Source organism: Rhodococcus sp. 05-2255-3B1 (assembly GCF_002258545.1).
Classification (GTDB): Bacteria; Actinomycetota; Actinomycetes; order Mycobacteriales; family Mycobacteriaceae; genus Rhodococcoides.
In genome coordinates this window covers 133,210-155,376 of sequence record NZ_NOZC01000004.1, presented here as the reverse complement: position 1 = coordinate 155,376, position 22,167 = coordinate 133,210, and the positions used below count along the sequence as shown (strand labels likewise).

23 protein-coding genes are annotated in these 22,167 nt (G+C 65.8%); 16 read left to right on the top strand and 7 right to left on the bottom strand.

Going from position 1 to position 22,167, the window contains the following annotated elements; all coding sequences use genetic code 11:
- Positions 1–40 precede the first annotated feature (40 nt).
- Positions 41–790 carry a DUF1906 domain-containing protein gene (locus CH249_RS02910; RefSeq protein WP_094682151.1) on the top strand — a complete coding sequence of 250 codons (750 nt, stop codon included), beginning with the start codon at positions 41–43 and terminating at the stop codon, positions 788–790.
- Between the two features lie 136 nt (positions 791–926).
- Here CH249_RS02910 and CH249_RS02905 read toward each other — a convergent pair whose 3' ends face one another.
- Positions 927–1,787 (bottom strand): hypothetical protein, encoded by an 861-nt coding sequence (locus CH249_RS02905; protein ID WP_052049291.1) that lies wholly within the window; start codon positions 1,785–1,787, stop codon positions 927–929.
- Between the two features lie 303 nt (positions 1,788–2,090).
- Here CH249_RS02905 and CH249_RS02900 point away from each other — a divergent pair, with 303 nt between their 5' ends.
- Positions 2,091–3,311 (top strand): mannosyltransferase, encoded by a 1,221-nt coding sequence (locus CH249_RS02900; RefSeq protein WP_052049269.1) that lies wholly within the window; start codon positions 2,091–2,093, stop codon positions 3,309–3,311.
- Here CH249_RS02900 and CH249_RS02895 read toward each other — a convergent pair.
- Entirely contained in the window at positions 3,253–3,537 is a 285-nt protein-coding gene (locus CH249_RS02895; RefSeq protein ID WP_032394064.1) for a 4a-hydroxytetrahydrobiopterin dehydratase, read from the bottom strand. The genes CH249_RS02900 and CH249_RS02895 overlap by 59 nt on opposite strands.
- Before the next feature lie 14 nt (positions 3,538–3,551).
- Between CH249_RS02895 and CH249_RS02890 the strand changes: the two genes are divergently transcribed.
- Positions 3,552–3,965, top strand: a complete 414-nt coding sequence (locus CH249_RS02890) for a (deoxy)nucleoside triphosphate pyrophosphohydrolase (RefSeq protein WP_094682150.1) — start codon at positions 3,552–3,554, stop codon at positions 3,963–3,965.
- On the opposite strand, the gene CH249_RS27770 is transcribed toward CH249_RS02890, so the two are convergent.
- Positions 3,943–4,119, bottom strand: coding sequence for a hypothetical protein (locus CH249_RS27770; protein ID WP_094609726.1), 177 nt, complete (start codon positions 4,117–4,119; stop codon positions 3,943–3,945). The genes CH249_RS02890 and CH249_RS27770 overlap by 23 nt on opposite strands.
- Before the next feature lie 175 nt (positions 4,120–4,294).
- Here CH249_RS27770 and typA point away from each other — a divergent pair, with 175 nt between their 5' ends.
- The 5 genes from typA (at position 4,295) to CH249_RS02865 (ending at position 9,819) form a co-directional block, all read left to right on the top strand.
- Positions 4,295–6,232: a translational GTPase TypA gene (gene typA, locus CH249_RS02880; protein WP_032394066.1), complete on the top strand. Its 1,938-nt coding sequence runs from the start codon at positions 4,295–4,297 to the stop codon at positions 6,230–6,232.
- 105 nt (positions 6,233–6,337) lie between these two features.
- Positions 6,338–8,119: an ABC transporter family substrate-binding protein gene (locus tag CH249_RS02875; protein WP_094682218.1), complete on the top strand. Its 1,782-nt coding sequence runs from the start codon at positions 6,338–6,340 to the stop codon at positions 8,117–8,119.
- 122 nt (positions 8,120–8,241) lie between these two features.
- Positions 8,242–9,135: an N-acetyl-1-D-myo-inositol-2-amino-2-deoxy-alpha-D-glucopyranoside deacetylase gene (gene mshB, locus CH249_RS02870; RefSeq protein WP_094682217.1), complete on the top strand. Its 894-nt coding sequence runs from the start codon at positions 8,242–8,244 to the stop codon at positions 9,133–9,135.
- A 27-nt stretch (positions 9,136–9,162) separates the two neighbouring features.
- Positions 9,163–9,321, top strand: coding sequence for a hypothetical protein (locus CH249_RS27765; RefSeq protein WP_008714214.1), 159 nt, complete (start codon positions 9,163–9,165; stop codon positions 9,319–9,321).
- Positions 9,322–9,366: 45 nt separating this feature from the next.
- Positions 9,367–9,819 carry a hypothetical protein gene (locus tag CH249_RS02865; protein WP_032394067.1) on the top strand — a complete coding sequence of 151 codons (453 nt, stop codon included), beginning with the start codon at positions 9,367–9,369 and terminating at the stop codon, positions 9,817–9,819.
- On the opposite strand, the gene CH249_RS02860 is transcribed toward CH249_RS02865, so the two are convergent.
- The 3 genes from CH249_RS02860 to CH249_RS02850 all read right to left on the bottom strand — a co-directional run bounded on the left by CH249_RS02860 (position 9,746) and on the right by CH249_RS02850 (position 12,448).
- The gene (locus CH249_RS02860; RefSeq protein ID WP_094682149.1) at positions 9,746–10,441 is read right to left on the bottom strand and encodes a uracil-DNA glycosylase; all 696 of its coding nucleotides are present in this window, start codon (positions 10,439–10,441) and stop codon (positions 9,746–9,748) included. The two genes, CH249_RS02865 and CH249_RS02860, sit on opposite strands and share 74 nt — an antisense overlap.
- 1 nt (position 10,442) lies before the next feature.
- Positions 10,443–11,891, bottom strand: coding sequence for a PH domain-containing protein (locus CH249_RS02855; RefSeq protein ID WP_094682216.1), 1,449 nt, complete (start codon positions 11,889–11,891; stop codon positions 10,443–10,445).
- 77 nt (positions 11,892–11,968) lie between these two features.
- Positions 11,969–12,448 carry a PH domain-containing protein gene (locus CH249_RS02850; RefSeq protein WP_094682148.1) on the bottom strand — a complete coding sequence of 160 codons (480 nt, stop codon included), beginning with the start codon at positions 12,446–12,448 and terminating at the stop codon, positions 11,969–11,971.
- Positions 12,449–12,519: 71 nt separating this feature from the next.
- Between CH249_RS02850 and CH249_RS02845 the strand changes: the two genes are divergently transcribed.
- The 5 genes from CH249_RS02845 to CH249_RS02825 all read left to right on the top strand — a co-directional run bounded on the left by CH249_RS02845 (position 12,520) and on the right by CH249_RS02825 (position 18,190).
- Positions 12,520–15,111, top strand: coding sequence for a bifunctional FO biosynthesis protein CofGH (locus CH249_RS02845; RefSeq protein ID WP_373453487.1), 2,592 nt, complete (start codon positions 12,520–12,522; stop codon positions 15,109–15,111).
- Positions 15,112–15,149: 38 nt separating this feature from the next.
- Positions 15,150–15,908 carry a hypothetical protein gene (locus CH249_RS02840; protein WP_032394071.1) on the top strand — a complete coding sequence of 253 codons (759 nt, stop codon included), beginning with the start codon at positions 15,150–15,152 and terminating at the stop codon, positions 15,906–15,908.
- Positions 15,909–16,022: 114 nt separating this feature from the next.
- Positions 16,023–16,346: a ferredoxin gene (fdxA, locus tag CH249_RS02835; RefSeq protein WP_008714223.1), complete on the top strand. Its 324-nt coding sequence runs from the start codon at positions 16,023–16,025 to the stop codon at positions 16,344–16,346.
- Between the two features lie 4 nt (positions 16,347–16,350).
- Entirely contained in the window at positions 16,351–17,454 is a 1,104-nt protein-coding gene (gene dapC / locus CH249_RS02830) for a succinyldiaminopimelate transaminase (RefSeq protein WP_094682147.1), read from the top strand.
- A gap of 118 nt (positions 17,455–17,572) precedes the next feature.
- A complete protein-coding gene (locus CH249_RS02825) occupies positions 17,573–18,190 on the top strand; it encodes a LysE family translocator (RefSeq protein ID WP_032394073.1) in 618 nt (205 codons plus the stop codon).
- 166 nt (positions 18,191–18,356) lie between these two features.
- Here the strand turns inward: CH249_RS02825 and CH249_RS02820 are convergent, their stop codons facing one another.
- Positions 18,357–18,782: a hypothetical protein gene (locus CH249_RS02820; protein WP_045199197.1), complete on the bottom strand. Its 426-nt coding sequence runs from the start codon at positions 18,780–18,782 to the stop codon at positions 18,357–18,359.
- A 2-nt stretch (positions 18,783–18,784) separates the two neighbouring features.
- Between CH249_RS02820 and CH249_RS02815 the strand changes: the two genes are divergently transcribed.
- Genes CH249_RS02815 through CH249_RS02805 form a run of 3 tightly spaced genes read left to right on the top strand, consistent with a single transcriptional unit; the run spans position 18,785 to position 21,998 of the window.
- Positions 18,785–20,200, top strand: a complete 1,416-nt coding sequence (locus CH249_RS02815; protein WP_094659315.1) for an acyl-CoA synthetase — start codon at positions 18,785–18,787, stop codon at positions 20,198–20,200.
- A gap of 43 nt (positions 20,201–20,243) precedes the next feature.
- On the top strand, positions 20,244–21,290 hold the full coding sequence (locus CH249_RS02810) for an ABC transporter substrate-binding protein (protein WP_094659314.1): 1,047 nt from the start codon (positions 20,244–20,246) through the stop codon (positions 21,288–21,290).
- A 48-nt stretch (positions 21,291–21,338) separates the two neighbouring features.
- Positions 21,339–21,998 (top strand): SDR family oxidoreductase, encoded by a 660-nt coding sequence (locus CH249_RS02805; RefSeq protein ID WP_032394076.1) that lies wholly within the window; start codon positions 21,339–21,341, stop codon positions 21,996–21,998.
- Positions 21,999–22,167 lie beyond the last annotated feature (169 nt).

The window sequence follows — 22,167 nt, the reverse complement described above, 5'->3', positions numbered from 1 at the left end:
GCGATTTCTCGGGTAGGCGCGCCGCAGCGATCGAACGACGATGGGAATTTCTGTGCAGGTTTCGCGACGTGAGTTGTTCAAGTACGCCGCCGCGGGGTCCGCGGCCGCCGTCGGATTGGTTGCGTTGGGAACGGCGACCGCGCACGCCGACGCCGGGCTCGGCACCCTCGTCGACTACTCGGGTGGGGTGCCGTCGGCAGCGGCCATCAAGGCGGCCGGTCACCTCGGGGCCGTTCGGTACGTCTCCGATCGGCGACCGGATGCGAACTGGATGATCGGTAAGCCGATGCGCAAGTCCGAGGCCGACTCGCTGACGTCCGCAGGGCTGGAAGTGGTCTCGAACTATCAGTTCGGCAAGGGGGCCACGTCCGATTGGCGTGGCGGGTATGCGGCGGGTGTCAAGCATGCAGAGCGGGGACTCGAACTCCACCTCGCCGCCGGTGGTCCGACGGACCGCCCGATCTACGCGTCGATCGACGACAACCCCACCGCCGTGGAGTTCGCAACTCTGATCGCGCCGTACATCCTGGGCTGGCAATCGGTGATCGGAGCCGAGAACACGGGGATCTACGCCAACTCACCGACCATCGAATTGGCCTCGGTCGCCGGACTCGGCCAGTGGTATTGGCAGCACAATTGGGGAACACCCAAGGGCTTCGTTCACCCCGACGCACACATTCATCAGATTCGAATCGACAAGGATTTCGTGGGCGGCGTCAAGGTCGACATCAACAACATTCTGAAAGCCGACTACGGGCAGTGGTCGAAATCCGAGGCGAACATTCTTTGAAAGAACATCGATGTAATTCACTGCGACCATTCTCGAATGCAACGCATCGTTGTTTTCGGAATTCGCCTGAATCGACAATTTCGCCCCCGGCTTCCGATGAAGCCGGGGGCGAAATTGTCGGTGGAGCAGATACGAGCTACGGAACGTAGACCGTACCGATGGTGGGCAGGAAGGTGCAGCTGCGCGGAGCTGCGGCCGGATCTTCCTTCGACTGCGTGGTGATCGAACCGGAGATCACCGAGAGGACGCGTCCGGGGCCGGTGTCGGCGATCGCGGACAGCGTTGCCGGACCGTCGGTGTTGATCATGGCCGCGCCGGTCAGGTCCTGCGTTCCCGAGCGACGGTTGTCGATGTTGAGCCACGTCACCGTCAGCGGAGCTGCCTGCTGCGCAGCGACGGGCGCAGTGCCGAGGGCGGTGAAGACGAAGCCGGCCTGTCCTGCACCGGGTCCGGGAGGCGGCAGGGTGGCCGGTCCCGGTACGGCGAGGGCGGTTCCGACGGAATCGGCGGTGTCGGAAATGCATCCCTTGCCGAGCGTCGGGTAGAGGAACTGGGCGATGACGGGTCCGTCCGACGGCAGTTCGGGTCCGCCGCCGCCGGAGCCGTCCAGGAAGGTGATGACCCGTTCGAGCAGTGCCTTGACCTGGTCCGGGAGCTGTGCGGTTTCCAGCAGGGTGCGGGCCTGACCGAGCAGGTCCGCCGCCGGAGCAGCTCCCACGTCGGCAGGTCCGGCTGCGGCACCGAGAATGGCCGGTGCGAACGAGGCGAGTGCTTCGACGTCGGCCAGGTTCGGCATCGGCTCACCGGGGGCGGGGAGGAACTGAGCGATCAGAGCAGCGGGATCGGCCGGTGCTGCGGGCAGATCTGCCGGTGCCATCGGCACCAACGGCTGTGCGGATGCGCTGGTCGGCACGACGAGTGCGGCGGCTGCGGCTACGGCCAAGGCTGTAACTACGCGACGCGTTCCGCGGGTACGAAGCACGGTGATATTCCCCATTCTGATCATGACGCGGGCCCACGGCGACAGCCGGTGCTCGAGGGGTCACTCTATGTAGCGCAATCCCCGATGTACAGCTGTTGTCGGTGGAGCCCTCCCCCGTCGCATCTTTGCCAGGGCAGTCTATTGGTCACACGCTGCGAATTCTCCGCAGACGCACACGATAACCTGTTACTGAAGTTATCAGTGTGAAAGGTGATGCAAATGTTACTCCGGTGCGCAGGCGGTTGGGGCGCATGAGCGGAGCCCTATAAGCTCGACGACCGATACACCGCATCGATACCGAACGGAACCGCACGCACAGTGAACCGACTTGTTCGGCTGGCCCCCGTTCTGCTCGCGGTCTCGGTGCTGAGCCGCTTCGTCTGGGCCTTCGCGACGCCCAACGGAATGAACCTCGTGGACCTGCACGTCTACGTCGACGGCTCCGCGGCACTGCTCGGCGGCAATCTGTACGACTACACGTATTCGGTACAGACCCCGGACTTCCCGCTCCCGTTCACGTACCCGCCGTTCGCCGCGCTGGTGTTCTTCCCGCTGCACTATCTGCCGTTCACGGTGATCGGCGTCCTGTGGCAAGCCGCGACCATGATCGCGCTGTTCGCCGTGGCGAGGCTGACGCTGTCGATGGTCCTCGGCGACGAGCGCGCCGCCGAGGCGCGCTGGGTGCGTATCGCCATGCTGTGGACCGCGCTGGGGCTGTGGTCCGAACCCGTACGGACGACACTCGACTACGGCCAGGTCAACGTATTCCTGGTGCTGCTGGCGATTCTCGCGGTACGCAGCAGCAGGTGGTGGGTGGCAGGCGGACTGGTCGGCTTCGCAGCCGGAATCAAGCTGACCCCGGCAATCACCGGTCTGTACTTCCTGGCCACCCGGCGATGGAAGGCCGCAGCGTTCTCGGCTGTGGCCTTCGCCCTTTCCGTCGCGGTCAGTTACGCGGCACTCGGACATCAGGCGGCCACGTACTTCACCACGCTTCTCGGCGATGCCGACCGCATCGGCCCCGTCGGCTCGGTCTGGAATCAGTCTCTGCGTGGTGCGCTCAGTCGGATCGCGGGGGAGGACGTCGGGCAGGGACCACTGTGGATCGTTGCCGCCGTCGTCGCGACGGGGCTCGCGATCGCGGCATGGCGTGCGATCGGACGCGAAGACCATCTGGGCACGCTGGTGATCGTGCAACTGTTCGGCCTGCTGATCTCACCGATCTCGTGGTCGCATCACTGGATATGGGTGATCCCGATGGTCATCTGGTTGGTGCACGGCCCCCTGCGTGACGTCGCCGGGGCGAAGATCGTCGCGGGCTACTGGTTGGTGACGGTGACCGTTGGGGTGCCGTGGCTGCTCAGCTTCTTCCAGGAATCGATCTGGACCATCCCTCGTCCCGCACTGGAGGCGTGGGCAGGCGCCGTGGACGTCGTCGGAGCAGCGCTGTTCCTCGGCTGGGTGGTCTACGCCGGGCGAGTCAGGAAGGCGCGGTCAGTGCATCGATCCGACGCGCCAGATCCACATCCTTCTGTGTGAGCCCGCCGGCACTGTGCGTCGAGAGGGTGAACGTGAGCGTCCGCCATCTGATGTCGATGTCGGGGTGATGGTCCGCTTCCTCCGCGGCCTCGGCCACGCGGTTCACCGCCTCGATGGCAGCCGGAAACGACGCCAGTTCGACGGTGCGCGTCAGGGATTTCCCGACCACGGTCCATTCGTCGAGCCGGGCGTCCTCGATGTCGCGATCGGTCAGCAGTTCGGTCATAGAAGGATGGTGGCATGTCCGGTACCCCCACCGCTGTGGTTGTCGCAGCCGCGTTGACGCACGACGGCAGGCTGCTGCTCGCGCAACGAACCCGTCCGCCCGAGCTGGCGGGTCTGTGGGAGCTGCCCGGCGGCAAGGTCGAGTCCGGCGAGTCCGAGGACGCGGCCCTGGTGCGCGAGTTGCGGGAGGAACTGGGAGTCGAGTGCTCGGTCGGAGCGGCGCTGAGCGGCGACGTCGATCTTGCGGGCGGGCTGGTGCTGCGCGCCTACCGGGCCTCGCTCGTCTCGGGAATGCCTGCAGCGCTGGAACACTCGGCCCTGCGGTGGGTGGATGCGCAGACGCTGCCGACCATGGATCTCGTCGATGCGGACCGGCTCTGGCTGCCCGAACTGCTGGAGATCCTGCTCACTTCGCCCGGGCGGTCTTGAGGCCCTTCTTCAGGTCCTTCTTGGTTGCCCCCGCCGATTCGAGTTTCTTCATTCGCATGATGACCACGGGGCATTTGATGCACCGAACCTTCTTGCGACAGCATTTTTTCTTGGGCTTCATCCCCGAGACATCTGCTGCCTTTATCTTGCCCATGAGCACCAAGACTAATGGGTGGCGCAGGTCACAGACCTGAGGGTGGCGCGGGGTACCGTCGGACTACGGGTAAACTCGATCAGTCGCGAGAACCTCGCGGTGCAGCGCGCTTCTCTAGCGACATAAGCCCGCTAGCGAACAAGAGCCCGCATTCGACTCCAGGAGAATTTTTCGCGTGAGCGCCCCAAGCAGTGCAGACAACATCGACAGCACCACCACTTTTCGCAACGTAGCCATCGTTGCACACGTCGACCACGGCAAGACCACCCTGGTCGACGCCATGCTCCGGCAGTCAGGCGCGTTCGAGGAACGTGCCGAAGCGATCGACCGCGTCATGGACTCGGGTGACCTCGAAAAAGAAAAAGGCATCACGATCCTGGCCAAGAACACGGCCGTTCACAAGCGCAACGCCGACGGCACGATCACCGTCATCAACGTGATCGACACCCCCGGCCACGCCGACTTCGGCGGCGAGGTCGAACGAGGCCTGTCCATGGTCGACGGCGTCGTCCTTCTCGTCGACGCTTCCGAGGGCCCGCTCCCGCAGACCCGCTTCGTCCTGCGCAAGGCGCTCGCCGCCTCGCTCCCGGTGATCCTGGTCGTGAACAAGACCGACCGTCCCGACGCGCGCATCGAAGAGGTCGTCTCGGAGAGCCACGATCTGCTCCTCGACCTCGCGTCCGACCTCGACGACGAAGCGTCCGAGGCCGCCGAGCTCGCACTCGATCTCCCCGTTCTGTACGCCTCCGGCCGTGAGGGCAAGGCGTCGCGTGTTCAGCCCGAGAACGGCCACGCGCCCGACGCCGAGAACCTCGACGAGCTGTTCGAGGTACTCCTCAACTACGTCCCCGCGCCCAAGGGCAACGTCGACGCACCGCTGCAGGCCCACGTCACCAACCTCGACGCGTCGGCCTTCCTCGGCCGCCTCGCCCTGGTGCGTATCCACAACGGCCAGCTCTCCAAGGGCCAGACCGTGAGCTGGATGCGCGAGGTCGACGGCGAACCCGTCGTCCAGAAGGCCAAGATCACCGAGCTGCTCAACACCATCGGCGTCGAGCGCGTCCCCGGTGAGCGCGGCGTCGCAGGCGACATCGTCGCCGTCGCGGGCTTCCCGGACATCATGATCGGCGACACCCTCGCAGATCTGGAGGATCCGGTCGCGCTGCCTCGCATCACCGTCGACCAGCCGGCCATCTCCGTCACCATCGGCACCAACACGAGCCCGCTCGTCGGTCGCGTCAGCGGCCACAAGCTCACCTCGCGCATGGTCAAGAGCCGTCTGGACCAGGAGCTCATCGGTAACGTCTCGCTCAAGGTTCTCGACATCGGTCGCCCCGATGCCTGGGAGGTCCAGGGTCGTGGCGAGCTGGCGCTGGCCATCCTCGTCGAGCAGATGCGTCGCGAAGGCTTCGAGCTCACCGTCGGCAAGCCCCAGGTGGTCACCAAGCAGGTCGACGGCAAGCTGCACGAGCCCTTCGAAGAGCTCACCGTCGACACACCGGAGGAGTACCTCGGCGCGGTCACTCAGTTGCTCGCAGCTCGCAAGGGCAAGATGGTGCAGATGACGAACCACGGCGCAGGCTGGGTTCGCATGGAGTTCATCGTTCCCTCGCGCGGCCTGATCGGTTTCCGCACCGATTTCCTCACCGAGACGCGCGGCACCGGTATCGCCAACGCCGTCTTCCACGGATACGCACCGTGGGCAGGCGAGATCCGCGCCCGCCACACCGGCTCGCTCGTCTCGGACCGTAACGGCACCGTCACCCCGTTCGCGATGATCCAGCTGGCCGACCGCGGCACGTTCTTCGTCGAGCCGGGTGCGGACACCTACGAGGGCATGGTCGTCGGCATCAATCCGCGTCAGGAAGACCTCGACATCAACGTCACCCGCGAGAAGAAGCTGACCAACATGCGTCAGTCCTCCGCAGACGTCATGGAAACCCTGGCCAAGCCCAAGAAGCTCGACCTGGAAATGGCGATGGAGTTCTGTGCAGGCGACGAGTGCGTCGAGGTGACCCCCGAGGTCGTCCGCGTCCGCAAGGTGCACCTCGATTCCAACGAGCGCGCCCGCGAGCGTTCACGTAGCAAGACTCGCGACAAGGCTGCTCTGTAAGACTCACTTCGTGCGGCAGAAGCGACGTGTCACCCTCGTGGGGCGCGTCGCTTCTGTCGCAGAAGTAGCCGACTACCAAGGAGATCCTCGTTGCGCAAGGTGCTGATGCCGACGGTTCTGGTTTCTGCCATCGCTCTGGCTCTCACCGCGTGCACTGCGGATCCGCCGCCCCCCATCGAGAGTGTCGAGACTCCGGTCAGCACGACGATGGTTCCGGCCGAGACCGGTGATCCGGTCGTCGTCGCCATCGACGACGTCGGTATCGGGTTCAATCCACACCTTCTGGCGGATCAGTCGCCCGCGACGGCCGCGGTGAGTTCACTGGTTCTGCCCAGCCCGTTCCGCCCGGTCAGGAACCCCGACACCGGGGTGACCACCTGGGAGCCGGACCTGTCCTTGCTGCTCTCGGCCGAGGTGACGTCGCAATCGCCGTTCACCATCCGCTACCAGCTGCGCAACGAGGCCCAGTGGTCAGACAGCGCGCCGATCGCCGCCGAGGATTTCCGCTATCTGTGGCAGCAGATGATCACCCAGCCCGGTGTCGTCGATCCGGCGGGGTACGCCCTGATCAGCGACGTTGCGTCCTCGGGCGGTGGCAAAACGGTCGACGTGACGCTCTCGTCGCCGTATCCGGCCTGGCAGCGACTGTTCGCCGATCTGGTGCCCTCGCACCTGCTCAAGGACTCACCGGGCGGTTTCCAGGGGGGCCTGACGGACAACGTGCCGGTCTCGGGTTCGCGGTTCAACATCAAGACCGTCGACCGGGGGCGCGACGAGATCCTGCTCGAACGCAACGATCGATTCTGGGACCGACCCGCATCGCCGGACCAGATCCTCATCCGCCGCGGAGGAACCTCTGCGCAACTGGCCGATTCGCTGCGGTCCAGTGACGCTCAGATCGCTCAGGTTCGCGGGGGCTCGGCTCTGCGGGCTCAGCTCTCCGCAATTCCCGGAGTGCGAACCGACACCGTCAGGCAGTCACGTGTGCTGTCGATGACGATCAACGGTCGAGCTCCGAACATGTCCGATTCTGCTGTGCGGCAAGGGATATTCGGTCTGCTCGATCCGAACCTGCTGGCCACGGTCGGAGCAGGCGGCGGCGCGACCGATCGCCGGGCGGCTGCGCAGCTGTCCGCGCCATCCGACCCCGGCTACTCCGCGACCGCGCCCGCCCCCATCGGCAAGACCGCTGCCCTCGATCTACTCGGTCGGGCCGGGTTCGTGCCGACACCCGATGCCGTGGTGACCTCGACACCGAATCCGAGCGCACCGACCACCGCAGCTCCGACGACGAGTCCCGCCCCGAGTGCGACGGGCGCTCCTCGGTCGCCCGTCACCCGCCTTGCCGACGCGACCGGCACCGCGTTGCGGTTCGTGATCGGTGCGGTCGAGAACGACGACATCGCGCTCGCGGTCGCCGGCACCGCCGCCGACGAACTCGTCGGCGCGGGCATCGACGCCACCGTCACCCCACTGCCTGCCGACGAGTTGTATTCGACGGCGTTGACCGACGGAACCGTCGACGCGGTCGTGGGATGGACCAGCGCCGGGGTCGACCCCGCCACGGCCCTCGCCTCACGATTCGGCTGCGTCGACGCAGCGGCCGACGGCAGTGGCGACGGCGTCGAGGTGCTACGCAACCTGTCCGGCCTGTGCGTTCCGGAACTGCAACCGACGATCGACAGGGCACTGGTGAGCGGTCTCGACCCCACCGTGGCCAGGAACGAGGTCGAGCCCGAACTGTGGTCGCTGGCGTCGACCCTGCCGATCATGCAGGACTCGTCCGTGGTGGCCGCCGTTCCCGGCATCACCGGCGTCTCGTTGACCGGCCCGGTGGAGGTCGGGATCTTCGCCGATGCGTCGCAGTGGATACGGACACCCCGATGACCGAACCCGGCGAGACCGACGACAACGACACAGCGAGCGACACAGCGATGACGAACGATTCGACGAGCGAGCAGACGATGCCGGAGCCTTCCATACCGGAGCCTTCCATACCGGAGCCTTCAATGACGGAGCCGCAGCGGTTGCTCCTGGTGCATGCACACCCGGACGACGAGACGATCACCACCGGCGGCACCATCGCTCACTACGTCCGTGCCGGAGCGGACGTCACGGTGCTCACCTGCTCGCTCGGCGAGGAGGGGGAAGTGATCGGCGAGACGTGGGCAGATCTGGTCGTCGACCGTGCGGATCAGCTCGGCGGCTACCGAATTCTGGAACTGCACCGCGCTCTCGCGGCGCTGGGGTGCAACCCACCTCGATTTCTCGGCGGTGCCGGACGGTGGCGAGATTCGGGAATGGCCGGGACGTCGGCGGCCCGCAAACCGCGCGCGTTCGTCAACGCCGATCGCACCGAGGCTCTCGGAGCGCTCGTCGCGGTGATGCGCGAGCTCCGACCGCAGGTGGTCGTCGGGTACGACCCCGAGGGCGGATACGGCCACCCCGACCATCAGCAGGTGCACTCGCTGGTGACCGAGGCCGTCGAGGTCTGCGGTACGGAGTCGTTCCCCGGCGTCGGATCGCCCTGGGAGGTGGCGAAGTTCTACTGGACGGTCACCGGACACGATCAGTTGCAGGCGGGACTGGCCGCCATCGAGGAGATTCCCGCGCACTGGCGAATGCCGGAGGTCGGCGAGCTGCCGAGTGTTCCCGAGAGCGTCATCACCACGAGTGTCGACATTCGCGGCGTGCTCGATGCCAAGAGGAATGCGCTCCGGGCCCACGCGACTCAGGTGACCGTCGCACCGTCCGGCAGCGAGTACGCACTGTCCAACGACATCGCCCAACCGATTCTGCTCGACGAGCAGTACGTGCTCGTCCGCGGTGAACTCGACCCCGATGAGACGGGCAGGGAGAACGACCTGTTCGCCGGCGTACTAGGCTGTGGCTCGAATCACTGATCTCGATACAGCAGGGGCGGAACACACATGTACAACTGGGTAGTGCAGGACGCGATCGTCGCGTTCGTCGATTCTCTCAAGCCGCAGTTCGGCGCGCAGGCAGATCTGTACCAGTACGTATTGGGACAGATCGCCATGGGTGCGAGCAACTTGCTGACCTCACTGGGATACCCGCCGGTTTCCTGAGTGCCGGTGCACTGAATCGACCCGGGTCAAGGCAGTATTGGGCGCATGATCTCGAAGGCCGCATCCAATACTGTCGCCCTGGTGTCCTGGGCGACTGTCGCAGTACTGGTGTTCGACGGCTTCCTGTCCGGAATTCTGTCGGTCTTCTTCCTACCGACCTACCTCGGTTCGGTGCAGTTCCCCATCAGCGCTGTGCTCGGCGGGATCGCGAACGTCGCGCTGATTCTGGCCGCACGCAAAGTCGCAGATCGACCGATCTGGGTGGCGTCGCCCCTGTTCGGTTGGTTTGCCGCGGTGGTGCTGTGCATGCTCGGCGGTCCGGGAGGCGACGTTCTCCTACTTGCCGATTGGCGCACCATGCTGCTCATCGTGGCCGGTGCGGGCCCCGCCGGAGTGCTGCTGTTCATGTTCCGGATGAAGGCGATCACAGCAAGCGTGCATGCCGACCCGCATTCCGCAGCACGTCCTCGATCATCGTCGGAGTCAACAGTCCGGTGAAGGTGTTTCGCTGGCTCACGTGATAGCTGGCGAACACGGTGATCGAGCCCAGGTCGATCCGAGCTCCATGGCCGAATTTCGGTGCGGGCCTCGGCACATCCCACCCGTTCGCGGCCAGTGTCGGCAGCAGAGACTGCCAGCCGAACGCTCCGAGAACGAGGACGGACCTCAGGGTCGGACGCAGCAACCGCAATTCGTCGTCGAGCCAGGGTCTGCACCGGTCACGTTCGGCGGGAGTCGGTTTGTTCTGCGGCGGAGCGCAGTGCACCGGAGCAGCGATGCGAACCCCGTTGAGCGTCAATCCGTCTCCGATATGGGTGGCGGTGGGTTGGCTGGCCAGGCCGACCGCATGCATCGCTCGATAGAGAACGTCACCGCTTCGATCGCCGGTGAACATCCGACCGGTGCGGTTCGCGCCGTGTGCCGCGGGTGCCAGACCCACGATCAGCATCGATGCATCGGCCGGGCCGAAACTGGGAACGGCTTTGCCCCAATACGTTTCGTTCGCGAACGCGGCCCGCTTCTCGGTAGCGACCTGCTCACGCCACTGCACCAAGCGTGGACAGGCGCGGCATTCGGCCACCGCGAAGTCGAGCTCGTCGATGCTCTGCGGCCGCGTCATGTCAGGTCCGGTGCAGCCAGACGTCCCCGGCTCCAGGGGTGACGGCGTCGATCATCGCCCACGCATTCTCGATGGGGATGTCGACCACCTCGTAGTGTCCGACGCCTGCGGGAGTTGCGGCGACGACGGTCGCGACCCCGGTGCGACGCTGAAAGAACGTCTGCCGCACGGTCCAACCGATGATGCCTGCAGCTTCGAGGCTGTGTCGAGTCCTGTCGAGCGAACCGTGCTGGGTGATGAGCCAACCGGGCAGCACCGTGTGGCCGAGGCCGCGGAAGCGATCGTGAGCGAGTCCGAATGCAGCAACGAACAACACCCCGACCGCGATCCACGCCAGCACCGGGATCGGTGCGCCGACGTACTGTGCGATGCCCAGAGCTGCACCGAGAACCAGCACGGGCAGCACAGCGCGGGTGTAGCGGCGTCGACGCGCTGCGGGTCCGTGCTGCAGCAGAGGCCGGTCCGGACTTCCGTGCAGACCGGCCTCGCCGAGCACCGTGGTCATCATCCGCAGCGCCTCGGCCCGTGGGGCCTGGGGTAGCAGCAGAGACGATTCCTTCTTCTCGGCGCTGACGCCCGTCATGATGGCGTCCAGCCTTGCTCCGCCGGCCGCACGAAGCAGCAGCGGTTCGGACAACGAGGTGCCACGAAGTCGCTTGCGATCGAGCGTCGACTGACGGGTGCGCAGCAGTCCGTGGCTGACGTGCATGGTGCGTCCCTGGTCGGTCACGGTCAGGTTGGCGTAGGCCAGCAGATAGCGGACGCATGCGAAGATGCTCGACACGACGAGCAGCGCCATCAGCGCCACGACGACGAACACCGCGATGCCCAATCGCTCGGCGGAGTCGATGCTGTTGGAGACCACCGACGATTCGGCCAGTGTCTGTCCGAGCCCGTATTGGAACAACACGCCGACGGCCGCAGCGATGGTGACGATGCCGGTGATGGAGAACGGCGCGAACCGCACCCACGAGAACTGCCAGTGCGCAATATCCACACCGGAATCCTCTGCTGCGGTGGGTGTTCCGTCGGTCGCCGGGACCTGCCCCGAGACTCGCTGCAACAGATCTCCGCGGAGTGCCGGTACCAGCGAGGTGTCGAGGGCGTTGAGCTCGAAGGCCTCACCCTTGCCTGCCTGTTGCCCGGTGCCGATGCGCAGGATGGACAGGCCGAGTACGCGGTGCAGCACGTTCGCTTCCACGTCGACCGACCGAATCCTGTTGCGCGGGATGGACAGGACCTTCTTCTGCAACACTCCGGTGCGCAGTTGCACGTGTACCGGACCGATTCGGTAGCTGGTGGTGAACCACCGCAGAATTGCGAACACCACCACGACGGCGAGAATGCCGAGACTCCAATAGTGGTTACCGCTCTGACTGCCGACGAAGAACGAGATCAACAGCACCGGCAGGATCTTGATGCCCTCGTTCACCGGATGTACCAACAGCATTCGCTTGTCCAGGCGCAGCCAGGGCTGTTCCTCCTCGACGGCGAGGAGTTCCGCCTGATCCTGCGGGCTGCCGGCGGTCACGTGGCATCTCCGACGGTACGGCCGGCGATGTCGGTCAGGCGCGCGACCGTCTTGTCCGCGACGTCCTGATCGAGCGCTGTGATCTTCACCGCGCCCGCGGACGACGCCGTCGTGACGGTGACGGTGGCCAACCCCAACAGACGGTCGAGCGGTCCGCGCTCGGTGTCGACGGTCTGTACTCGCGAGATCGGTGCGATCCGCCGCTCCTGGCTCAACCAGCCGGTGCGGGTGTAGACCGCGGTGTCGCTGATCTCCCAACGATGCACGCGGTATCGCCACTGTGGCACGACCGCGACGTGCAGGGCCGCGAGGACGATCGAGGCGACGAGGACGGTGACGTGTGGCCAGGTGGTCCAGTTCGAGTCGACGACGGTCCAGACGATCTGGGCGACGAAGATCGGTACCCACAGCAGACCGGCACTCAGCGCCCAGAGCAGACGCGCACGCGGAGAGGGTTGCCACTGCGGATCGGTCATCGTTGTCACGGCTACAAACCTAGGGGTGTCGTTCGGTAACCACCACCCCCGGAGCCTGCGGAACGACCCGAATGGGGGAGGGGTGGGTGGCACGTGCGTACCAGGAAGCGCATGATCGACTGGTGACTTCGCTGCCTGATACCGCTCCAGCCGCTTCTGCCATGCGCCGCGTTCTGCGTCGCGCCCGGGACGGAGTCTCGTTGAACGTCGACGAGGCGACGGTTCTGCTGCATGCGCGCGGGGACGATCTGGTGGATCTGATGGCGTCGGCCGCGCGAGTTCGTGATGCGGGTCTGGAGTCGGCCGGGCGTCCGAAGACGGTCTCGTATTCGCGAAAGGTCTTCGTACCCATCACGCGGTTGTGCCGCGACAAGTGCCATTACTGCACGTTCGTCACGGTGCCCGGCAAGCTCAATGCGGCCGGGCACGGGATGTTCATGGATCCCGACGAGATCATCGACGTCGCTCGCAAGGGTGCCGCGCTCGGGTGCAAGGAAGCGCTGTTCACCCTCGGTGACCGACCGGAGGAGCGGTGGCCCGAGGCCAAGGCGTGGCTCGATTCCCGCGGCTACGATTCGACGCTGGATTACGTGCGCGCCATGTCGATCCGGGTGCTCGAGGAGACCGGCCTGCTGCCGCACCTCAATCCGGGAGTGATGTCGTGGCAGGAGCTGTCGCGACTCAAGCCGGTCGCCCCGTCGATGGGGATGATGCTCGAGACCACCTCGCGTCGGTTGTTCGAGGAGAAGGGGCAGGCGCACTACGGCAGCCCCGACAAGGATCCCGAGGTTCGGCTGCGGACGTTGACCGACGCGGGTCGCCTGAACATCCCGTTCACGACCGGCATTCTGGTGGGAATCGGCGAGACACTGCGCGATCGCGCCGAGTCGATCATGGCAATTCGTAAGGTGCACAAGTCTTTCGGGCATGTTCAGGAAATCATCGTGCAGAACTTCCTGGCCAAGTCCGACACCGCGATGCGGTCCGTTCCCGATGCGGGGCTCGAAGAATTCCTGGCGACCATCGCGGTGACGCGCATCGTGGTCGGCCCGTCGATGCGGATTCAGGCTCCGCCGAATCTGGTCGAGCCGGAGGAGACCGCAGCGCTGCTCGGTGCAGGCGTCGACGATTGGGGCGGGGTCTCGCCGCTGACTCCCGATCACGTCAACCCGGAGCGGCCGTGGCCGAACCTCGACACCCTCGCCGAGTTGTCCGACAAGGCGGGCTACCGCTTGGTGGAACGTGTTGCAGCGCAACCGCAGTACGTTCTGGCCGGCGCTCCGTGGATCGATCCGCGGATCTCGGCGCACGTGCGGGCGCTCGCCGATCCCGAGACCGGCATGGCGCGTGAGAACGTCAACCCGACGGGTCTGCCGTGGCAGGAGCCGGACGAGGAGTGGGAGTCCTCGGGACGCGTCGACCTGAACACCGAGATCGACACTCAGGGACGCAATACCGAGACGCGCTCGGATCTGGCGAATGCGTTCGGCGACTGGGACTCCATTCGCGAGCAGGTGCGCGATCTCGCCGGGCTCGAGCGGGTCGACCGCGACTTGGTGTCGGCATTGACGGCGGCGGAGAAGGATCCGGCCGGGCTGACCGACGAGCAGTACCTCGCACTCGCCACGGCCGAGGGTCCGGGCATGGACGCCGTCGCGGCCCTGGCGGACGATCTGCGCAAGCAGGTCAACGGAGACACCGTCACCTACGTGGTGAACCGGAACATCAACTTCACCAACATCTGCTACACCGGGTGCCGCTTCTGTGCGTTCGCGCAGCGCAAGGGTGACGCCGATGCGTTCACCCTGTCCACCGCCGAGGTCGCCGATCGTGCGTGGGAAGCGCACGTCGTCGGTGCCACCGAGGTCTGCATGCAGGGTGGAATCGACCCCGAACTACCGGTGACGGGCTACGCCGACCTGGTGCGTGCGGTCAAGGCTCGGGTTCCGTCCATGCACGTGCACGCGTTCTCACCGATGGAGATCGTCAACGGGGCCTCCCGCGGCGGTCAGTCGATTCGCGAGTGGCTCACCGAACTCCGGGCCGCCGGGCTGGACTCGATACCGGGTACGGCCGCGGAGATCCTCGACGACGAGGTCCGCTGGGTGCTCACCAAGGGCAAGCTGCCCGCTGCCGAGTGGATCGAAGTGATCACCACCGCGCACGAGGTGGGCCTGCGGTCGAGCTCGACGATGATGTACGGGCACGTCGACAATCCGTCGCACTGGGTCGGTCACCTGAACGTGCTCAAGAAGATCCAGGACGAGACCGGTGGGTTCACCGAATTCGTGCCGCTGCCGTTCGTGCACCAGTCCTCGCCGCTGTATCTGGCCGGAGCGTCCCGACCCGGGCCGACCAACCGCGACAACCGTGCGGTGCACGCCCTGGCTCGCATCATGCTGCACGGCCGAATCGACAACATCCAGACATCGTGGGTGAAATTGGGAATCACGGGTACACAGGCGATGCTGAACGGAGGCGCGAACGATCTGGGAGGGACCCTGATGGAGGAGACGATCTCGCGTATGGCGGGTTCGCAGAACGGTTCGGAGAAGACCGTCGCGGAACTGCACGAGATCGCCGACGGCATCGGACGACCGGTTCGTCAGCGCACCACCACGTACGGCCCGGCTCCGGCGGTATCGGTTGCCGGCTTGATCTGACCCTCGGGTCCCCTTTTTCGAAATGGAGCTTGTCTGACATGGACGACCGTCGAGTCGCCGCGGTTCTGAGCAGTGCCGTCGCCATCATTCATCCCGTGCTCGACATCCTGGCGACACGGGATCCGATCGGGCTCAAGGGGCGCACGTTCCGTGAGTCCTCCGCGGATGACTCGACGCTCGACAACGTGATCGATTTTCTCGCGAAGGCCTTCGACACCACCGACTTCCCCGGTACCGCGGGCTGGGAGAAGCTCGACAGCGACGCTCGTTCGCAGTGGTGGGTCAATCGGATCGGCGCACTCAACACCGTGGCCGTGGCGTTCCCCGGTGTGTTCGGCATTCTGGTCAACCGCCTGCCGATCCAGGATCTGCTCGGGTTCGCCAACCAGGCGATGGTGCTCGTGGCCGTGGCGCGCGAGTCGGGGGTCACCGACCGCGAGACGCACGTCGCGCTGCTCGGATCGGTGCTGTGCAAGCGCGATCTGACGTCCCTGGCCGACAGTGCTCCGGCGCAGAAGGAACAGTCACCCAAGTCGGGTCCGTTCGCACTGCTGCGCGGAATGTGGCAGATCGCGAACGTACTGCGGGACGTGGCAGGCGAACTGGAGAAGCGTCCGCACCCCCGCGGGTTCTACCGCGTGCTCGGCGCCATCCCCCTCGTCGGTGGCGTCGCCGGATATCTCGGTGAGCGCGGCGCTCTCTCGCGTGCCGCCAAGCAGGGGCGCAAGTGGCTCGCGGCCCACAAGAAGGCATCGGCCCTCGGTGCCGACTCGCCCGCGAAGCAGTTGCGTCGATAGCCGAGCGGGGCAGGTGAGGCGACCCTGAGTCGGTCGCCCTCGAGTTCGGACGGCGATACTAGGATGCTCAGGGCGCGCGAGCGCCCACGATCGATACAGGAGGGGAGAGCAGCAGTGACCTACTCGATTGCAGAACCGTGCGTAGATGTACTGGACAAAGCGTGCATCGAAGAGTGCCCGGTGGATTGCATCTACGAGGGTAACCGAATGCTGTACATCCACCCCGACGAATGCGTCGACTGCGGAGCCTGCGAGCCCGTGTGCCCCGTCGAGGCCATTTTCTACGAGGACGACGTGCCCGAGCAGTGGAGCGCATACGTCGGTGCCAACGTCGACTTCTTCGACGACCTGGGATCTCCCGGTGGCGCAGCCAAGCTCGGCAAGACGGACTACGATCCGCCGTTCATCAAGGCTCTGCCTCCCATGGGCGAGAACTGACGCCTTGGCACGCAGAGCGGTGGCAGCGACGCTGCCCGATTTCCCATGGGACTCGTTGACCGCTGCCAAGGAGAAGGCGTCGGCGCACCCGGACGGCATCGTCAATCTGTCGGTCGGGACACCGGTGGATCCGGTTGCCGAGGTCATCCGCACCGCACTGAATTCGGTTGCGGACGAACCCGGATACCCGACGACCGTCGGTACCGTTGCGCTGCGGGAGGCCGCGGTCGCCGCGCTCGAGCGCCGCTACTCGATCACCGGCATCGGGGTCGACGCGGTGCTGCCTGCCATCGGCACCAAGGAAATGATCGCGTGGTTGCCGATGTTGCTGGGCCTCGGAGCCGAGGACCTGGTCGTCATCCCCGAATTGGCCTATCCCACTTACGAAGTGGGTGCTCTGCTTGCCGGCGCTCGTATTCTGCGGGCAGATGGTCTCGCGCGGCTCGGACCGGAGCGGGCGTCATTGATATTCGTCAATTCGCCGTCCAACCCGACGGGCAAGGTGCTCGGTGTCGACCACCTGCGCAAGGTCGTCGACTGGGCCCGCGAACGTGACGCGATCGTCGTCTCCGACGAGTGCTACCTGGGTCTGACCTGGGATGCCGAAGCGGTCTCCGTGTTGGATCCGCGCGTGTGCGACGGCGATCACACCAATCTGCTTGCGGTGCACTCGCTTTCGAAGACCTCGAATCTGGCCAGCTACCGCGCCGGCTTCGTCACCGGCGACGCATCCCTGGTTGCCGAGTTGCTCGAGGTACGCAAGCACGCGGGCATGATGGTGCCGTTGCCGATCCAGGCCGCCATGACCGCCGCACTGGCCGACGACGAACACGAGAGCATTCAGCGCGAGCGGTACCGATCACGCAGGACTGTATTGAAGGAAGCGGTCGAAGCAGCCGGATTCACCGTCGACCACTCCGAGGCCGGGCTGTACCTGTGGGCGACGCGGGGCGAAGCGTGCCGCGACACCGTCGACTGGCTCGCCGAACGCGGCATCCTCGCTGCACCGGGAGAGTTCTACGGTCCCGACGGTGCCCACCACGTGCGGATCGCGTTGACGGCCACGGACGAACGCATCGAGGCTGCGGCGACTCGCCTGCGCGGATAGTGCGTGGTGCACTGACTGTCCACAATTCGGCCCGGCGAACGGAATTCCGTTTCTCGATGCGAATTGTGGGCAGAAAAGTCGGTTGGCTTCGGCTCGGCCCGGGTGTTCTCATGTACCCATGACTCTCAGCCTGCTGCTCAGCTTCGCCGGTGTGTGCTTTCTGCTGGCGATTCTGCCCGGGCCCGATTCGTTTCTGGTGCTGCGTTACAGCATCGGCGGTCTCAAGCCCGGGATCGCGGCGGCGATGGGCGTCGCGATCGGTGGACTGTTCTGGGCGGTGCTGGTAGCCGTCGGGCTGGCGGCGATCGTCGAGCAATCCGCGACCGCGTATCGCGTCGTCAAGATTCTCGGCGGACTGTATCTGCTGTACCTGGGCGTGAAGGCTTTCCGCGCCCGACGGAAGAACAAGGTGGCCGGTGAGCCGCTGGTGCCTGTCGCCGCGTCCGCGTGGTCGGCGTTCGGTGCCGGAGTTCTCTCGTGCGCGCTCAATCCCAAGGTCGGACTGTTCTATCTCGCGGTGGTGCCGCAGTTCCTCACCGTGGTCACGTTCGCCGGTGCCATGACGCTCGGGCTGGTCGAGGTGGTGGTCGCGGCGCTGGTGATGGGGGTGTTCTCCGTTCTCGCCTCACGTGCGGTCGCGCTGCTGCGCAGGCCTGCGGTCACCGACTGGATCGACCGCATCAGCGCCGGAATCCTGGTCGCGCTCGGCGTCGGCACCGTCGCATCCTCGGCCTGAGTCAGGGAATCGGCAGCATCACGTTTCACGACTGACGGGCACTGGTGCGCGGCCTAGGTCTCGCACGCGCGCGCGCACTTGCCATAGGCGCGCAGATTCGTGACGCGAAACCACTCGCGTTCAGCGAACGCGCGCGCGTGTGCGAGGACCAGAGGGGCCCAGTCGATCACGGCTCGAGGTCCGGCTCGCCCACATCCCAGCCGCCGCGTCGGATGCGCAGGATGTAGACCAGTTCGTTGCTGCCGAACGCTTCGACGGTGGTGAACCGTTTCGGCTCGGTGTTGACCTCGGGATTGCGTGCGTGAGCTTCCTCGTAGAGTTGAGTGGCTCGTAGATCGGCCAATTCGACGCGAGTCCAGAAGTCGTCGGACTGCACCGAGTAGACCAGCCTCGGCGCGCCGTCGGTGACGTGTGCGACGTCGATGTCGTCATCGTCGGAATCGGAGTCCTCGAGGTCCAGATCGAGGTCGTCCTCGGAATCGGTGTCCTGCTCTGCGTCGGTTCCGATCAGATAGACACCCGCCTGCAGGTCACCAGCGGCGACCGTCATGTACTCGGCGTAGTCGCCGGTGTCGATTCCGTCCACGTCCATGTATGTACGGTAGCCATGTGCTGCTTCGTTCACTGAACCCACTCGCCGTTGCGCGGGGAGACGATATTCCCGACGCCATCACGATCGACGGAGTCTCCCTCTCTCGTGCCGATATCCTGGGCGCGGCGACGTCCGTGGCCGAGCGCATCTCACGAGCCGACCGCCTCGCGATCTACGCGACGCCGTCGGTGAAGACGGTGCTCGCCGTCGTGGGTGCACTGATCGCCGGTGTCACCGTGGTACCCGTTCCGCCCGATGCCGGGGTGGCCGAACGTGAGCACATCCTCCGCGACTCGGGCGCGCAGGCGTGGCTCGGTGAAGCACCGCCCGATACCTCCGGCCTCGATGTTCTGCCGGTGCGTCAGCATGCACGGTCGTGGCACAGCTACCCCGAACCTCTGCCGTCCTCGGTTGCGTTCGTGCTCTACACCTCCGGTACCACCGGCCCGCCGAAAGGCGTCCTGATCTCTCGCAGCGCCATCGCGGCCGGGCTCGACGCGTTGGCGCAGGCCTGGGCATGGACGTCGAAAGACACTGTGGTGCAGGGGCTTCCGTTGTTCCACGTGCACGGCCTCATTCTCGGTGTCCTCGGCCCGCTTCGGGTGGGCAGCCCGCTGATCCACACCGGTAAGCCGACGCCGGAGCTGTACGCGGCCGCACGCGGATCCCTGTACTTCGGGGTGCCGACCGTATGGTCGCGCATCGCCGCGGACGAGGACTCGGCCCGCGCTCTTGCCGGTGCCCGTCTGCTGGTTTCCGGCAGTGCCCCGCTTCCGGTCCCGGTGTTCGAGAAGCTGCGTGAACTCACCGGCCAGGCTCCGATCGAGCGATACGGCATGAGCGAAACCCTCATCACCATCAGCACCCGCGCCGACGGGGAGCGTCGCGCAGGCTCGGTCGGACTGCCGGTCGCGGGCGTCGAGACACGGTTGCGCGGTGAGAAGGGCGAAATCCTGCCGCACGACGGCGAATCCATCGGAGCGTTGCAGATTCGCTGCCCGATGCTGTTCGACGGCTACCTGAACAACCCCGAGGCGACGGCGAAGACCTTCACCGAGGACGGGTGGTTCGACACCGGGGACGTCGCTCTCATCGAGCCCGACGGCTTCCACCGAATCGTGGGACGAGCCTCGACCGATCTGATCAAGTCCGGCGGATATCGCGTCGGCGCAGGGGAGATCGAGACGGTGTTGCTGGGGCATCCGAGCGTCGACGAGGTGGCCGTGGTCGGTGTGCCCGACGACGATCTGGGTCAGCGCATCGTCGCGTTCGTCGTCGGAACCGATGTGGAGGATCGGGTGCTGATCGATCTGGTGGCCACCGAGCTGTCGATTCACAAGCGGCCCCGTGAGATTCGCGTCGTCGACTCCCTCCCACGCAACGCGATGGGCAAGGTCCAGAAGAAGTTGCTCGGCTGACGCTGTTGACGTTATAGGTTAGGCATGCCTATTGTTCTGGGCCATGACCGCACCTGCGCCCGCAATCGCCATCGGGGCAACCCAGCTCGAGACCGGCACGATCGAGGCCGCGACGCGTCGTGAGTTCCTCATCGGCAGCGTCGCGATCGCGGCCCTGCTCGCCGGATGCGGTACCGGTGAGGAGCAGGCCCCGGGCGACGGGACGGCGGCGGACGGCTATCCGCGCACGATCGTCGACGATGCCGGTGAGTCCGTCGTGATCGACCGTCGGCCACAGCGGGTGGCGTGTGTGGCCAACCTGTGGGATCTGGACACGGTGCTCGCGCTCGGTGTCGTCCCCGTGCAGTTCGGGGTGCGTGAGGGCTTCGCCGAGATGACCGGCGCACCGAACCGGTCGTGGGAATGGCACGAGAACGCTCTCACCGAACTCGGCGGGTCGAGTGAGCGGATCTCCCTCGGCGAGTCGATCGACACCGAGCGCATCGCCGCGGCGGAACCGGACCTCATCATCGGAGACGACGGGGTGGCCGAGTCTCGTTCCCAGCTCGAATCGCTCGCCCCGGTGCTTCAGATCGCGTACTTCGATTGGCGACGCAACCTGCAGATCATCGGAGACGCACTCGATCGGCGAGATCGCGCGGACGAGCTCATCTCGGACACCGAGGCGAGAATGTCCGCCGCGCTCGAAGGCCTCGACGTCGCGGGTGCGACGGTCGGTCTGATTGCCGCCTACGACACGGCGACGTTCTACGGACTCGGTCACGAGTCGATCCCTGCCGTGGATCTGTTCCGGCGGGCCGGGTTCACGACGGTCGCCGCCCTGTCCGACGGAGCGACCGCCGACGCCCCGCGCCCCGAGTTCTCCGCAGAGAACGCCGACATCCTCGCCGATGCCGACGTGCTCGTCGTGTTCGACTTCGGCTCGACCGGGATCGTCGATACCGGACTGTTCACCTCGTTGCCGAGCGTCGCAGCGGGCCGGGTGGTGGTGCTCGAACAAGGTGAAGTGGCTCAGGGCTTCTCGACGTTGAGCCCGCTCAATCTCGACATCTGCATCGATGTGGTCCGCCGCGCAGCCGAACTGCTCTGATGAACGCCGTCGTCAGCGAGAGTGCGAGGCGGCGGTTAAATTCGAGAGATGACCACTATCGATGGTGCGCGCATTCTCGTATTCGGTGCCAGTGGCGGTCTCGGCGGTCCGATCGTCGAGCAGCTCGCGAAGGCCGGTGCTCGGCTGACCGTGAGCGGCCGGAGCATCGAGTCTGACCACCACACGGTGAATGCCGATCTGACGCTGCCTGATTCGGCTCGCTCGGTGGTCGCGGAGGCCGTCGAACACCACGGCGGACTGGACGGGATCGTCATCGCCGCAGGTGTCGTGGCGTTCGGGCCGGTCACCGACGTGGACGACGACACCGTCGACGAACTGTTGCTGCTCAACTATCTCGCACCACTGCGGGTACTTCGAGAAGCGCTGACCACCCTGGATCAGGGCGGGTTCGTGCTCAACATCAGTGCCGTCGTGGCCGACAAGCCGATGCCGAACATGGGTGCCTACTCGGCGAGCAAGGCCGCGGTGACGGCACTGCTGAAAAGCGTTCGTACAGAGGCACGTAAGTCGAAGATCAGGATCGTGGACGTGCGTCCGCCGCACACCGAGACGGGTCTTGCGACGCGGCCGATCGCCGGGCAGGCACCGAAACTGCCCCAGGGTCTGACGCCGGAGGCGGTGGCGGAACGTATCGTCGCGGCGATCACCGACGACGAAACCGACGTCGGCGCAGACCAGTTCTCTTAGGCTATTGTCGGCACCGTGACCGAGACACATGTGACCGACGCGGGCAGAAGGCTCGTGCGTCGTCGCACCATCGATCTGTGCCTGGTCTGCACTTCTTCCTGTTCGTAACTGTCGATCGAACCCAGCCCCGACGAGCTCTACGTGCTCCTCGGGTTCTTCCGGCAACCTT